This is a genomic window from uncultured Brachyspira sp., from assembly GCF_910588665.1.
Taxonomy (GTDB): Bacteria; Spirochaetota; Brachyspiria; order Brachyspirales; family Brachyspiraceae; genus Brachyspira.
The window spans coordinates 222,929-238,063 of the sequence record NZ_CAJUPR010000002.1 but is presented as its reverse complement, the minus strand read 5'-3'; the positions used below and the strand labels follow the sequence as shown (position 1 = coordinate 238,063).

At 30.2% G+C, this 15,135-nt stretch carries 17 protein-coding genes; 5 read left to right on the top strand and 12 right to left on the bottom strand.

Annotated features, from left to right (window positions below):
* Nucleotides 1–422: 422 nt before the first annotated feature.
* Complete coding sequence (gene serS, locus QZ306_RS02425) at nt 423–1,703, bottom strand: serine--tRNA ligase (protein ID WP_295160568.1); 1,281 nt, start codon at nt 1,701–1,703, stop codon at nt 423–425.
* 222 nt (nt 1,704–1,925) lie between these two features.
* Here serS and QZ306_RS02420 point away from each other — a divergent pair, with 222 nt between their 5' ends.
* The 3 genes from QZ306_RS02420 (at nt 1,926) to QZ306_RS02410 (ending at nt 3,753) form a co-directional block, all read left to right on the top strand.
* The gene (locus QZ306_RS02420; protein ID WP_295160565.1) at nt 1,926–2,192 is read left to right on the top strand and encodes a co-chaperone GroES; all 267 of its coding nucleotides are present in this window, start codon (nt 1,926–1,928) and stop codon (nt 2,190–2,192) included.
* Nucleotides 2,193–2,280: 88 nt separating this feature from the next.
* Nucleotides 2,281–3,471, top strand: a complete 1,191-nt coding sequence (locus QZ306_RS02415) for a hypothetical protein (protein WP_295160562.1) — start codon at nt 2,281–2,283, stop codon at nt 3,469–3,471.
* Nucleotides 3,472–3,474: 3 nt separating this feature from the next.
* Complete coding sequence (locus tag QZ306_RS02410) at nt 3,475–3,753, top strand: hypothetical protein (protein ID WP_295160559.1); 279 nt, start codon at nt 3,475–3,477, stop codon at nt 3,751–3,753.
* 6 nt (nt 3,754–3,759) lie between these two features.
* Here the strand turns inward: QZ306_RS02410 and smpB are convergent, their stop codons facing one another.
* The 11 genes from smpB to QZ306_RS02355 all read right to left on the bottom strand — a co-directional run bounded on the left by smpB (nt 3,760) and on the right by QZ306_RS02355 (nt 13,636).
* Nucleotides 3,760–4,239 (bottom strand): SsrA-binding protein SmpB, encoded by a 480-nt coding sequence (gene smpB / locus QZ306_RS02405; RefSeq protein ID WP_295160556.1) that lies wholly within the window; start codon nt 4,237–4,239, stop codon nt 3,760–3,762.
* A 145-nt stretch (nt 4,240–4,384) separates the two neighbouring features.
* Nucleotides 4,385–5,341 carry a thiamine-phosphate kinase gene (thiL, locus tag QZ306_RS02400; protein WP_295160553.1) on the bottom strand — a complete coding sequence of 319 codons (957 nt, stop codon included), beginning with the start codon at nt 5,339–5,341 and terminating at the stop codon, nt 4,385–4,387.
* 123 nt (nt 5,342–5,464) lie between these two features.
* Nucleotides 5,465–6,037, bottom strand: a complete 573-nt coding sequence (locus QZ306_RS02395; RefSeq protein WP_295160550.1) for an FMN-binding protein — start codon at nt 6,035–6,037, stop codon at nt 5,465–5,467.
* A 1-nt stretch (nt 6,038) separates the two neighbouring features.
* Nucleotides 6,039–7,136 carry an RnfABCDGE type electron transport complex subunit D gene (locus tag QZ306_RS02390; RefSeq protein ID WP_295160548.1) on the bottom strand — a complete coding sequence of 366 codons (1,098 nt, stop codon included), beginning with the start codon at nt 7,134–7,136 and terminating at the stop codon, nt 6,039–6,041.
* A gap of 4 nt (nt 7,137–7,140) precedes the next feature.
* Nucleotides 7,141–8,448, bottom strand: coding sequence for an electron transport complex subunit RsxC (gene rsxC, locus QZ306_RS02385; RefSeq protein WP_295160545.1), 1,308 nt, complete (start codon nt 8,446–8,448; stop codon nt 7,141–7,143).
* A 52-nt stretch (nt 8,449–8,500) separates the two neighbouring features.
* Nucleotides 8,501–9,355, bottom strand: a complete 855-nt coding sequence (locus QZ306_RS02380; protein WP_295160542.1) for a 3-oxoacyl-[acyl-carrier-protein] synthase III C-terminal domain-containing protein — start codon at nt 9,353–9,355, stop codon at nt 8,501–8,503.
* Nucleotides 9,356–9,380: 25 nt separating this feature from the next.
* Nucleotides 9,381–10,400: a phosphate acyltransferase PlsX gene (plsX, locus tag QZ306_RS02375; protein ID WP_295160541.1), complete on the bottom strand. Its 1,020-nt coding sequence runs from the start codon at nt 10,398–10,400 to the stop codon at nt 9,381–9,383.
* A 24-nt stretch (nt 10,401–10,424) separates the two neighbouring features.
* Complete coding sequence (gene rpmF, locus QZ306_RS02370; protein WP_295160537.1) at nt 10,425–10,619, bottom strand: 50S ribosomal protein L32; 195 nt, start codon at nt 10,617–10,619, stop codon at nt 10,425–10,427.
* 120 nt (nt 10,620–10,739) lie between these two features.
* Nucleotides 10,740–11,741: an ABC transporter substrate binding protein gene (locus tag QZ306_RS02365; protein ID WP_295160535.1), complete on the bottom strand. Its 1,002-nt coding sequence runs from the start codon at nt 11,739–11,741 to the stop codon at nt 10,740–10,742.
* 5 nt (nt 11,742–11,746) lie between these two features.
* Nucleotides 11,747–12,397 (bottom strand): tRNA (guanosine(46)-N7)-methyltransferase TrmB, encoded by a 651-nt coding sequence (trmB, locus tag QZ306_RS02360; RefSeq protein WP_295160532.1) that lies wholly within the window; start codon nt 12,395–12,397, stop codon nt 11,747–11,749.
* A gap of 90 nt (nt 12,398–12,487) precedes the next feature.
* A complete protein-coding gene (locus QZ306_RS02355) occupies nt 12,488–13,636 on the bottom strand; it encodes a hypothetical protein (RefSeq protein WP_295160529.1) in 1,149 nt (382 codons plus the stop codon).
* A 127-nt stretch (nt 13,637–13,763) separates the two neighbouring features.
* On the opposite strand from QZ306_RS02355, the gene QZ306_RS02350 reads away from it, so the two are divergent.
* Together QZ306_RS02350 and QZ306_RS02345 are read left to right on the top strand one after the other, a co-directional pair.
* Entirely contained in the window at nt 13,764–14,702 is a 939-nt protein-coding gene (locus QZ306_RS02350) for a hypothetical protein (RefSeq protein ID WP_295160527.1), read from the top strand.
* A gap of 18 nt (nt 14,703–14,720) precedes the next feature.
* Nucleotides 14,721–15,038, top strand: coding sequence for a cell division protein ZapA (locus QZ306_RS02345; RefSeq protein ID WP_295160524.1), 318 nt, complete (start codon nt 14,721–14,723; stop codon nt 15,036–15,038).
* Nucleotides 15,039–15,135 lie beyond the last annotated feature (97 nt).

The window sequence follows — 15,135 nt, the reverse complement described above, 5'->3', positions numbered from 1 at the left end:
TATACACTGTTTATTATATACTAATAATATATTAAATACAATTATATGATAGTTTAAAAAGATGTAAACAGATATAGAAGTTTTTTATTATTTTTATTATTGCTATGCTCAAACTCGGCTCATTACGGAGGGTTTATAAATAATCCCGCCGCCTCGTTCCCGCTTTATTTATTGCTATGCTTTTTTATTGCTATGTGAGTACCTGCCTTATTTAATGTTTTTCTTTTCTGGGATTGTCTTTAATTATTTGATTTATTTGTTCTTTTTTATGCGGATAAAAAAGAACCAAAAAACAACTGCGCTAATATTTGAAAGTTTATCAGTAATAAGAAGTTCTGAAAATATAACAAATCAGTCAGAAGCCCAGCAATAATAAAAAAAGATATAGTACAAAATTAAGAAACTCCTTATCCGAAGGCATATTATAATACCTTTTCTATCTTGTCAAAACCTGTAAACTCTCTTAAAGCTTCCGGTATAATAACGCTTCCGTCCGCCTGCTGATAATTCTCAATTACGGCAATCCAAGTTCTTCCGACAGCAATACCAGAACCATTTAAAGTATGCACTAATTCTGTTTTTGAGTTTCTTCTTGTTCTCATCTGCATTCTTCTTGCCTGATAATCCCAGCAGTTGCTCACGCTTGAAATTTCCCTGTAAGTATTCTGAGAAGGAAGCCACACTTCTATATCAAAAGTTTTATAAGCGGCATTTCCTATATCTCCTGAAGAGAGGACAACCACCCTGTAAGGAAGCTCCAAAGCCTTAAGAATGCTTTCTGCATCTTTAAGCATTTTTTCATGTTCTTCTTTCGATTTATCGGCGGTGCATATTTTTACAAGCTCAACTTTATCAAATTGATGCTGCCTTATCAAACCCCTCATATCCTTTCCGTAAGAACCAGCCTCAGAACGGAAACAAGGCGTATATGCTGTCGCATATATAGGAAGCATATTTTCAGGTATAATTTCCTCTCTGTAAATATTTGTAAGAGGAACTTCAGCAGTAGGTATAAGATATAAAGCTGGATCATCTGCTGTTTTAAATAAATCTTCTTCAAATTTAGGAAGCTGTCCTGTTCCTGTCATAGTTCTTCCGTTTACAAGCATAGGCGGTATATATTCCGTGTATCCATGCTCATAAGTATGTTTTTTCAGCATAAAATTAATTAAAGCCCTTTCAAGAGCAGCGCCTTTTCCTTTCATAAGAGAAAATCTTGTTTTAGACATTCTTACTGCTCTTTCAATATCAAGTATATCAAGTCCTAATGCTACATCAACATGATCTTTTACTTCAAAATCAAATTTACGGGGCTCTCCCCATCTTATTATTTCTTTATTGGCATGCTCATCATCTCCGTCAGGCACATCTTCAGAAAGAATATTAGGCAGATAAAGTATTTCATTATTAACAGCCTCTTCAAGATGAGATAATTTTTCTTCTTTTTTATTTAAGGATTCAGTAAAGATTTTCATATCTTCTTTTATTTTTTCAGCTTCTTCTCTATTGCCTGCTTTCATATATTCGCCGATTTTTTTTGATGATTCATTTTTTTTAGCCCTGTTCTGCTCTACTTCTTTTAATAAATTAAGTCTTTCATACTCCAATGATTTCAGTTTATCAAGAGACATTTTACTTCTTCTCTTTCTTAAATTATCTTCTACCAATTCTATATTTTCTCTTATTAATTTTACATCTATCATAAATAAAAATCCTTAAATAAAAAATTTATATAATTATACAGCTTAATTAAAAAATAGTAAATTATATTTTAGCCGAAATACTGTTAAATATTATTTTTTTTAATTTATAATACAAAAGCATACTGTATGCGGTTATTGACTTTTAATAATTTTTATTATAGAATATTTAAAAAATTATTAAAAAAATTTTATATAAATAAATAAATTTAAGGAGAAACTAATATGTCATCTATTAAACCATTAGCAGACAGAGTGCTTTTAAAAGTTTTGGAACAAGAAGAAAAAACTTCAAGCGGAATACTTCTTCCAGATACAGCTAAAGAAAAAACTCAAAAAGCGGAAGTTATTGAGACAGGAGACAGCGAGGATATAAAAGTAAAAAAAGGCGATATAGTTATATACGACAAATATGCAGGAATACAAATTAAAGAAGGCGATACTGAATATTTAATAGTAAAAAATGAAGAAATAGTCGCTCTTATAAAATAATAAAAAATATGCGGCTTATAATAAAAGAACACTTATCTTAAAAAAGATGGTGTTCTTTTTTACTAATCGTCTTAGGAGTTTTTTATAAATGCTCAAATATTTCATAATATTTACTGCAATGCTTAATATACTGCATGCGCAGAGCAATATATCAAGCAAAGAACCCGAATATAAATTTACCTATGAAAAAGAAAATAATTTTATAATAGACGAAGATAATACAAACTCATCAAATGAAATATATATAATGCTTGAAAGAAGAGGATTTCCGCTTGTTAATAGATTGGTAAGATTCACATCTCTAAATCCCGATATGTTTGATTTTATAATAGAAGATGAACAGAAAAAAGAAATCTTATTAAAAGATACGGATAATGATGAATTAATATCTGAAAATAAGGCATTATATACAAATATTTATATTATTCCTACAGATGAAAAAGGAACAGCAAAAGCAAAATTAAATTTAAAAAATGAAGGAAAAGGCATTGTACTTATGCATATACTTTATGTAGGCTCTTCAGGAAATACAAATATATCTTATGAAGAATATGCATATATAAATTCATATAAAAAAAACAGCAGCATACCGCAGAAATTATTAATAGGAAAAGCCGGCAATATTAATGTAAAAGGCTCCATTTTAATAACATCAACTTTATTTCCGTTTCTATTTTTAACATCAATAGCATTAATATTTATAAGCTACTTCAGACATATATATGATGAATACAGATATGCTAAATCTAAAATTGTAATATATACCTTCTTTGGATTCAGCTCAATAAAAAAGAACTTTTATCTTATGATTTTTATAATATTCATAGAATTGATTATTGTAGCAGGATTTTTATTTTTAGACAGCTATATTTTTTCGGTAATATTAATAGGTTTTTTCATAGCAGGATTTTTTGTAAAGAGAGAAAAAATATATTCAATAGCATTTTTTATACTGGCATGCATTTCTATGATATATTTATACCTTGAAACATTTACAAAATATATAGGAATAGAATGCATATTTAATAATGCCTTAATGGGAAATCCTGTATTTGTATTTTTATTATTTATGATAATTACGGCATTAACAGGCGGAATATACATACCGATATGCACATTAATATTATATCAGACGGTTTTTATTGTAAGCGATTTATCTTTAATGCTTTCAATAGCAGGAATATTTATATCTTCTATCTTTTATATAATAAAAGTAAAAAAAGAAATACCATTTATATATGAATTAAACTTATTAAAAATAAAAGACAATAACAGGTAATATATGATTTTTGATTTGCTCAGAGACTTAGAAATATTAATGTCAGATATAACTTTCAGCGGAATTAATAATATAGATTACAGCACAATAGAAAAAATAGAATTTTTTTCGGATCAATTTGAAAAAATATGTATGAATAATTTAAAAAATTTACTTACGGATTTTATACAATCAATAAAAAAATATAAAACCGAAGATAATAAAAAAGAAAATATAGAAGAAGTATCAGTAAATATTTCCAAATTAGATTTTTATATAAAAAATGCCTTATCTTATGAATAAGTTTAATTATCTTTTTATATACCTTTCCATTTCTCTGTCCATAGTTTTTCTTTTAAGAGTTTCTCTTTTATCATGAAGTTTTTTGCCTTTAGCCAAAGCTAATTCGGTTTTTATCTTTCCATTTGAAAAATAAAGACTGACAGGAATTAAAGTAAAACCCTGTTCTTTAATTTTTCCGTATAAGCGTTTAAGCTCTCTTTTTTTCATTAAAAGCTTTCTTTCTCTCAAAGGTTCATGATTATTTCTATTTCCGAAATGGTAAGGAGATATATGCATATTAATTATAAAAAGCTCTCCTCTCTTAAAAGAAGCATAGCTGTCGGACATATTAACGCTTCTTTCTCTCAAAGACTTTACTTCCGTACCTAAAAGCACAATGCCAGCTTCAAATTTTTCCGCAATCTCATAATTAAAAAGAGCCTTCTTATTCCTTACTATTTCTCCAGATGAAATAACTGCTCCCTTTTTTTTATCTTTCTTAGACATAATATATTACCAAATATTAAAATGCTTATATTATACAGAAATTGATTAATTTGTCAATTATATTAAAAATAAATTTTTTTTTAAATTATAATAATTGATATATGCATTTTTAAGCTTAAGATACGCATTTTTTTATGCTTTAAGCCTATGAATGTATAAAGCCTAATGAATTAAAATAAATTTCTTTATTATCAGAATCTATAAACTTTACAAAACTATCAGAATATTCTTTTACCTTACCTATTTTTATTAAATTATTTTCTTCATATATTTCATCTTTGCTTGTAAATATTACAGCATAATCCTCGCCGCCTGTAAGAATGGATTTCAACACATCTTTATAATTCTCATTATTTTTATCAAAAAATCTATTAACTAAGCTCCAATTTGAATATTCATATATTTCTATGGTTTTATTTGATTCTTCTGCAATATGCGAAGCATCTTGTAAAAGTCCGTCGCTTATATCTATAGACGAGTTTATTTTATATTTATTTATAATTTTAAGCCATTTATCATAAAATAGTTTAGGTCTTAAATGAGTCTTTATACTTTCATCATTAGGGCTGTAATTTCCTTCAAGCAATTTTTTAAGTCCCAAATCGCTTTCGCCCGCAAAACCAAGCAAATAAACACTATCATTAATATCTGCATTTCTTCTAAGCAAGGCTTTGCTTTTTTCTATAATGCCTATTAAAGTTACAGATATAAAGAAACAGTCATTTGAGCCTGTAATATCTCCTCCCGATATTTCTATATTATACGGTTTGCAGGCATCCAAAAAACCTTCATACCATTTCAGTATATCTTCATCATTTATTTTTTTCGGTATTGAAAGAGATACAAATGCATTCTTAGGTAAGCCTCCTTTGCATATAATATCGCTTATATTAACCTGAGCCGATTTATATCCCGCATCATAAAAAGAATAATATTTTAAAGAAAAATGTATATTTTCAATCAATATGTCGGAGGTTACAAGCACATCTTTATCATAGCTTATATTTTTTATTACAGCGCAGTCATCTCCTATATTTAAATTATCTGTGCTTTTATATTCTGTTAATTTCTTTATTTTTTTTATAAGTTCAAACTCTTGCATAATCTTACTCTTAATTTAAGCTAAAAAAAATTTCTAGTTCAATATTTTATTATTAAACTAGAAATTTTCCGCATATTCATTTTTATTGTTTAGCTGATGCAATAAATCTTATACAGATTAATATTAATTTTTAAATAAATTAACAGCCTCATCTTTAGCGCTATTAACTGCTGAAACAACCGATGCAGAAGATATTGTAGCTCCGCTTATTGCTGCAATTTCAGAGTCTTTAGCCTCCTCAGGCTTAATATCTTTAACGGCGGTAAGATTTACAGCTAAACTTCTGTCTTTAAATTGATCTCTGAAAGAATTTAATGTAATTTTAGCGCCTAATCCAGGGGTTTCTGCCTGCTCTGTAACGACTATAGCCGTAATTTTAGTAATATCTGCATCAAAACCTACAAGCACTTTATTTTGTCCGTTATAGCCTCCTGCAGAAGAAAGCAAAGCATATCCTGCAACGCTTCCATCCGTATTTTTTCCTATATAATAAGGATATGCCGAATTTTCAGTTAATGGACCTTCAATTTCATCTGCCCCTGCAATAACAGCTTTTACCCCGTTAAGCACCGTTTTTTCATTATTTGATATAATATCTTTTTCAAAAGAAGAATATATAAACGAAAGTAAAAAACCTGCAAGGAGTGCTGTAACAGTAACAGAAATAACTGCAGTATAACTAACTTCTTTTTTCATATTATTTACCTCCCTCTTTTTGCGCATTGGCTTTATTAATATTGATTAATTCTCTTTTTCCAACAGTCATAGGACGGGTAAACATAGAAATTAAAGGCATAAACATATTTCCTATAAGTATGGAATACATCATATATTCAGGAGATGAGCCGAAAGTTCTCAGTATTGCAAGTACGGATCCTATTAAAACGGCATATATCCAAGCTCCCAGATGGCTTGAAGGACAAGTAACCATATCAGTAGCCATAAAGAAAGCTCCTAATGCAAATCCTCCCGCTAATACCTGATAAATAGGAGATGCAATTTTTCCAGGCATAGCTAAGCAGAAAAGCAAGCTTACAAATACAAGCGATGCAAACATTCCTAAAGGTATTCTCCAATCTATAGTGTTGGTAATAAGAAGATATATTCCTCCTATCAAGAGAAGAAGAAAAGAAGTTTCGCCTATTGCCCCTGCCGTACTTCCTAACAGCATTTGTAAGTAATAATGAGATTCTATCTGTATCTGAGAAAATAATGAACCTCCGAAATCAATGGAATTAAATTTTAAGAAAGTTAAAGGAGTTGCAGAAGTTAAAGCGCTTACAGCATCTAAAGACTGAGTTGCTCCTGAAACAGTAAGATTTAAATCTTTCAATATATTTTCAAATACTCCCAAGAAAGGAACATTCTTAGGGGGCGCATAAATAGTCATCTGAGCAGGAAAAGCAACCTGCAGGAAAGCTCTTCCCACTAAAGCGGGATTGAATATATTGGATCCTAATCCTCCAAAAACCTCTTTTGCAAATACTATTGCTACAACTCCGCCTATAACAACCATAGTTACTGTGGAAGAAGGAGGAAGAGTCATAACTAAAAGTATGGCAGTAACGGAAACTGCATAATCAGGTATTAAAGGCTTCTTTCTCGCCTTTTTTACAATTATAGTTGAAAGTATGCATGTTATAATAGAAACCAAATACAAAACAGCAACTCTGTATCCGAATAGAATTATACTATATATAACGGCGGGCAAAAGAGCTATAATTACTCTCAGCATTATTTTATTGGTAGTATCTCCGTCTTTAATATGCGGAGATGATTCAGTATAAAATTTCATTATCTTATCTCCTTAATAAATCTTTTCCAAATCTAATCCACTGCACTAAAGGTATTTTAGAAGGACATATATAAGAACAGCATCCGCATTCCATACAAGTGGCTATATCCAAATCATTTAATTTGTCTTTGATTTTTGCTTTTGAGGTATGTGCAATTTCAGTAGGAGATAATTTAAGAGGACATACATTTGCACATCTTCCGCATTTAATACAAGGATATTCCGTTTCTTTAGGCATTTTATCTTTATCTAAGAAAAGCAAAGAGTTTGTACCTTTATTTACGCATTGGTCTGTATTAGGCACGCTTGCCCCCATCATAGGACCGCCTGCAATCACAAGAACATTTTCTGCTGTAATACCTCCGCATTCTTCGGCAACATGAGAAATAGGAGTTCCCAAAGGAAGCCATATATTTTTATGTTCTTTTATTGCATCTCCCGACACGGTTACAAGTCTTTCTATAAGAGGTTTATCTTTGGCTACTGCCTCATATACGGCATAAAGAGTAGCGATATTAATAACTACAACGCCTATATCCATAGGAAGCTTGCTTACGGGTACAACTCTTCCTGCAGCGGCTTCTATAAGCATTTTTTCGGCGCCCTGAGGATATCTAAGTCTCAAAGGAATAACTTCGGTATTATGCTCTTTTCCCATTTTAGTCATTTCTTCTATTGCCTTAGGCTTATTATTTTCTATGCCGATTATAGTTCTTTTTACGGAAGGCATAATTTTTCTTAATATTTCAATTCCTTTAAATAGTTCCTCAGTATGCTCAATCATAAGTCTGTAGTCGCTTGTAATATAAGGTTCGCATTCTACTCCGTTAATAATTAAAGTATCTCCGCCGACTTTAGCTGCTCCTTCAACTTTAACATGCGTAGGAAAAGTAGCGCCTCCCATACCTACTATGCCCGCCTTTTGAATTTTTTTAGACATTTCTTCTGCCGACATAGACATATAATCGGAAATCTCAAAATAAGCAAGATTATTTGCATTTCCATCAACATTGATAAGCAAGGCATCTGCCCCCCTTCCCAAAGGAGGAGCCGCAATTTCTACAGAAGACACTGTTCCTGATAATGAAGAATTTACATTTCCGGAAACATAGCCGTTTGCTTCGCCTATAAGCTCGCCTCTTTCTACTTTATCCCCTTTATTTTTCAATCTCTTAGCGGGAGCACCTATATGCTGCGCCATAGAAATTAAAACGGTTTTAGGGGGATTGGATAGAACTGATGAAGCTATATCAGCCGTATCCTTACTGTCATGCGGATGAACTCCGCCAAAACGAAATCTACCTAATTTCATATTATCAATCCTTAACTTAATTAAATTAAATAACACTATTAATTTAATAATATTAATTTATAGAAACCACAGCTACAGATTTGGTATAACCGCTTCCATAACCGCATATAGCAACTTTGCTGTTTTTCTTTATAAAGCCATCCTCTAAAGCCATAGAAAATGCCACACCTGCAGAGGCGCTTATAGAAGAATGGGCATTTTCCATTTTAGAATATACCATATCTTTATTTACAGATAATGCACCCGCAAAAGCATCGTATGCATTCTTTGTAAAATAAGAAGGTATATAATAATTAGGTTCTATGCCGTTAGCAGATAACACTTCTTTAACATATAAGCCCGCATTTCTAGCTTCATTTTCAAAAATATTACTATCCTTTACAGATATGTAATGCTCTTTATTTAATACTCCTTCTTTAGTGTAAGGCTTAGCCGTTCCTCCCATAGGAATATAGCAATTTTCTAATGCATTTCCGTCTGTAACAGAATCTATAAAATCTATTTGAATATCCGATTTTTCACAGGTAACAAGAGCGGCAGCACTGGCATCATTAAATCTGTCCTCGTCATCGCATATATAAAAAGATTCAGCTGCAACTACTAAAATATTTTTATATCTTCCGCTTTCAATGAAGGCATGGGCTATTCTTAATGCCGATAAGAATCCTGTAAAATCACTTTCCACATCAATACAGAATGCATTCATTGCCTTAATCTTTCCTGCTAAAATACAAGCAGTGGAAGGATAAACATAATCTTTAGTAACCGTAGCGCATAGAATAGCATCTATACTGTTAGTATCCATATCTCTAATTACTTCATTTATTGACAGCATAGCTAAATCAGAAGCCGCCATATTAGTTCTCTGATTTTTATAAGTGCCCTTACAAGATTTAATATATACCATATAATTCCTTTTTAAATATTATGTATTAAAAAATTCTTCTTTTTGCTCCTGAGTTATAAAGTTCTTTAGCTATTTTTTCATTTATTTTAGCATCTAAGAATCTATACATATTAAGAACAGCATTTTTCATACCTACGCCGCTGGTTTTTCCATGACCCACAAAAGCCCCTCCATTCAAACCCAAAAGTATAGCCGAACCATAGGAATCAGAACTCATTTTAGATTTCAAATTAGAAAATACGGGCTTCATCATAAGACCTCCCATAATGCTTACAGGATTTTTCTTAACTTCATTTTTAAGCATATTAACCACTAAAGAAGCGGTTCCTTCCATAGTTTTAAGCACTATATTGCCGTCAAATCCGTCTGCAACCACAACATCAACAGAATCAGATTTAAGCATATCGCTGGGTTCTATATTTCCTATAAAGTTAATTTTTTTCATTTTCTGAAAACGCTCAAAAACCTTTTTAGTATCAGCATTGCCTTTAGAATCCTCTTCCCCTATATTAAGAAGTCCCACACGGGGATTATTTATTTTTAAATATCTTTTGGCAAAAACCCTGCCCATCACCGCAAATTGAACCATATAATCAACTGTGCAGTCAACATTGGCACCCATATCAAGCATGCAGAACTCTCCTTTTAATTTAGGAAGAGTAGAGATGAGAGGAGGACGCATAACTCCTTTTAAACGGCCTATTTCTGTTAAAGCAGCGGCTAAAGTAGCCCCTGTATTTCCTGGCGAAAAAAAACCGTATGCTTCTTTCTCTCTAACCAATCTGGCAGCCAATAATACCGAAGCGTTTTTTTTATACTTAATACCGTTAGCGGGACTTTCATTCATATCTATTATTTCATCGGTATGTCTTATATCTATACGATTATAATCATATTTTACTTTAGATATTGCTTTGGATATTTTCTTTTCATTGCCTACTAAAATTAAACTGATATCTTCATTTTCGGATAAAGCTTGAGCTGCTCCTGCTACTAATTCTTCAATAGGTCTTTCTCCGCTGGCTACATCTATGGCTAAATTCATAACAGTATTTCCTAAACTATTTTATTAACCTGCATTCTGAGTTTTCAGAGCTTTTACAACTCTGTCTTTATAAAAACCGCATTCGGGACATATTCTATGAGGCATTCTTTCCGCTCCGCATTGAGGACAGATTGATAATGAACCTAAGAATCTTTTATCATTGGCGGCTTGTCTTGATCTTTTTTTTGACTTTGATTTTCTATGCTTTGGTACTGCCATTTCTGATTTCTCCTTACTTATTAAAAATTAAGATAATTATCGCTATTATACTATATAAATTTTAAATTATCATACTATGAAGCACCGATTTTGTCAAGCAGAATTAACATAATATTAAAATTATTTGCCTATTGCTTTGCCGTCCCTTACTATTAAATAACTTTTTTTCAGTATTTCATCTGTAAATTTTATATTATAGGAAGATGCTACATCTTCATTAATTAATATTCTATGTGCATTTGACACTTTTACAAAATCCAAGCCTTCAGTTTTATAATTATTTTCTATCACTTTGCCGAGAAGCATGGCTAATTCTCTGCCTAAATAATAATAATTAAAATCTAATGAAAATAATATTCCTGCATTTAAAGCGTCAGATATATCGGTATTAATCATAGGTATAGAATATTTTCCGCATATATAAGATATAGAATATATATTATTGTCTATATAATTATCATTTGCGAGAAGAATATAATCCAATTTTTCTCTGCCTATAATTTTTTCCATATCGGAAGATGATGAGTTTTCCTCTATTTCAAAAGGGTAAAAGGCTATATTTTCCTTAATACAATATTCAGCAATATATTCCGACATATAAGATGATATTCTTGATTTTTTCATATATAAATAGCCTAATTTATTAATATTTCCTGAAGAAATATTTTTTATATATTTTGTTATATCCAAATCTCCGTAAACGCCTGTAATATTATTGTTCTGCATTTTGCTTCTTTCAATATTGCTGAGAGATAAATCATCAAAACAGCCCGCAAATATTATGGCCTGAGGAACTATAATATTCATTGATAATAAAACCGCATTTTCTCCTATAATTATAGTTACTAAGGAATTATCATTTACAGAATTATTTGCGGCTCTTATTAAGGATAAATCATCTCTGTCTAATGTATAAAAGTTAATTTGAAGATTTAATTTATCTAAAGAAGCCTGATCCAGAAAACCTTTTTCAACTGAATTATAATTTCTGCTGTCATCTTCTTTTATTATACTTATTGCGGCAGGAATCTCCGAATGCTCTTCATTACTGCAGCATACAGCAGAAAATAATATATAAAGCAGAGGCAATATAGTTTTAATCATAGTAAATAACCTGTTCATATTTTTTATATGCTTTTGCAATGGGCAAAAAAATATATATTATGCCCTAAAGCCCTCATTTTTTCTTCATAAAGAGTAACTCCGTATCCCTCCAGCTTATGAACATAATCGCTGTCTAAAATATTTATAAAATTATCAGAATCATTATAAATAGGATTCATTATTTCCAAAGCATAACTGCTGTCATCGGTAACAGAATAAAATATACCGTCATCTTTAAGTATAGGATAAACCTTATTTAAAAAATCCATATTAAAAATTCTTCTATGGGCATGTTTTTTTTTAGGCCAAGGATCTGGAAAGTTTAAGTATATTTTATCAAATAAATATTTATTATTCAAATATTTATCTATAACATTATTAGCCTCTCCGAATATTATAATAAAGTTTTCTATATTTCTTTTATACGCTTTCGACACTGCTTTTTTAGCGGCTTTATAAGAATATTCTATACCAACAAAATATTTATCTTTATTATTCATAGCAAGCTCTACTAGAAACTTTCCATTGCCTGAACCTATTTCCAATTCCTTTATATTGCAATTTGATAATCTATTTGATAATTCCGTTTCTATAAAAATATTATCCTGATTATTATTAAAACAGTCTAATAAATATCTTCTTAATATTTCATTGTTAAGATTAATATTTCTCAATATTTTCTCCAGTAATATTTTATTTGAATAATATATTACTTAATTTTTATGTCAATATAATTTTTTAATTAATGCAAATTTAAGAATATATTAAAACACCGCCTTCATAGCAATATAGTATCTTCCGTCTGTTGATCCTTGAAAACCAAAATAAAAAGGATTGAACTTCACATAAGCCGAATATTCAAAGCAGAATAAATTTTTACTTTTATCAAAATTATTAAATTTATCTTCATTAACAGGTATATAAAATAAGGGTCTTACCGCTATATTAAGCATTTTCCATTCAAGACCAAGTTCAAGCCTGATATAATGAGCATCATTATTTCTCCATGTATATTCTCCAAGCATATTAACCCATAATTGTCTGTCAAGCAGAGGAAGTCTTCCCATACATGATAATTGAACCAGATGACTGGTTTTATCATCATAAATATTTGAATATTTATTATAAAGAGTCTTAAAATCATCAGGAGACAGAGAGTTTTTATTGTATTGATAAAGAGCCTGCGCTCTTAAATAATCACCGTTAATTTTAAAAACAACAGCCAAAGGTTTTGAATCTTTTGAAAATCCCTGCGAATATGATAACTCATAATAATATCCTATAAAACCAGCCCTAAAACCCATTTCATTATTGACTCTGGGCAAATACCAATGCGGTGCAAAAGCTTTAGATGCACTGTCAATAACTGAAGGCATAAGCATAAATGTGGAGCCGTTAATATCATTAACAGCCTTCATTCTGAAAGACAGAAGTATCCTAGTAAGCGTAACCGTTTCTATGCCTGCATCATATAATCCTATGCTTCCAGTAGCATAATCTTTGCTGAATACATCAAATTCCGAAGTCATAGTTACAAAAGGAGTTGCGGAAAAAATCCAATCAAAATGAAAGCTTTTACCCAATGATAAATACATATTCGGCATACTGAAATGACCGTTTTTTAAATTTACGCCGATTAAAGTATTCATATGTATTTCTATAGTGGAAAGCTCATATAATATTCTTGAAGGGAAAGAGGTTTTTATTCTGCTTTCTCTTTTATGACTCTCATGTATATAATCAAAAGGCATACGGCTTTCCGTAGGTCTTACAGGTTCTAAGCCTATATAGCGCCATACATTTATTATACCTTCTATAAGCTTCTGATCCTTTTCAGTATATGGGGATTGTCCGTATACTGCCGATAAGCTTATAATTAAATTTAATACTATAATTTTTTTTATTTTCTTCATAACAAATAGATACAATTATTTTTAATTAATTATTTTTATGATGTATTTTATCATATAAATAAAAAATTGACAATTGAATTTATATGTGGTATAATTTTTAATATACTTTTTCGGCAGGGGGTAAAAATTGAAAGAATTTACTATTTTAGAAGAAAAATTAAAAGATATTCTAGACGACTACCAATTAATTTCATTTGACAATAAAGAACTGCTGCACACAATAGAACAATTAAAGTCCGAGCTTAATCAGATTAAAGATTCTTTTAATGCCTTAAAAGAAGAAAAAACTATTTTAGAAGCCGATAAAAGAAATGCAACCGATAATTACAATTCTGTTAAAGAAGATAAAGATAATCTTATAAAACAATTGGAAGCTACCAGAATAGAAAGAGATGCTTTAAAATCGAATTTAGAAAATACCGAAAAGGATTCTTCTTATTTAATAGAAGAAAATGATAATTTAAAAAAGGAATTAGAAAAATCTTTAAGAACAATAGAAACACTTAAAAGAGAAAATAATGAGCTTTTAGAGAAATTGGGAATACTGATAGACAGAATAGACAGCGTAAGAAAAATAAATACGGAGGCTAAAAAAAACAACAGATCCTCAGTGATTCATAATACAAATCATAAAAATTATGAAAAAGAAGAAACAGAATATATAAAAGAGGATATAAAAGATATTCCGACGCCTGATAATGATAAACTTACAAATAAAAAAGAAAATACAAACATAACAGATTATGAAGATGACCCTTTCAGCGATAAAGAATCTGTAAAAGAAGCAGAAGAATATAAAACGGAGAAAATACAAGAAGTAAAAATATATGCAAATGTTAAAGCATCTGAAGATGAAGATCCTTTCAGCAATGCCTCAGATTCCAGCTGGGATAATGATATAAAAAACGATAATACGGAAGATATGCCTGATAATATTGATAATGATGTCAAAGAAGAGATTAAAGAAAAAGAAGATAATTATGAGTTTGATATAAGCGAAGATGACAGATATATGTTCGGAGATGAAGAGGAGGAAGAATTCTTCTTTGATAATGAATCAAAATAATATATTAGGTAAATAATTATGGATAATATTTTAGAGGTTAATGTATACGGAAGGGTTTTAAATATAAAATCGCAGGACGGAAATACTCAATATTTAAAAGAAATTGCGGACTTTGTAAATGAAAGTATGAACGATATAGCGGAGCATTACGGAACAGGATATCCGAGAGATACAATAGCCATATTGGCATGTCTTAATATAGCGGACCTTTTAAAAAGGGAAATTGAAAGCAATAAAGCAGGTAAGGATACTTTATCGGCTTTTAAAGAAAGTATAGCATTAAGGTCAAATGAACTTATAAAACTTATAGACAAAACAAAAGCACAAAATAAATAATTTGATAGGCTTCTGCATGCTTTATTATATTTTTAGGTTTTATTACCGCTGATAAACTTTTAAATATTAGCGTAGTTGTTTTTTGTCTTCTTTTTTT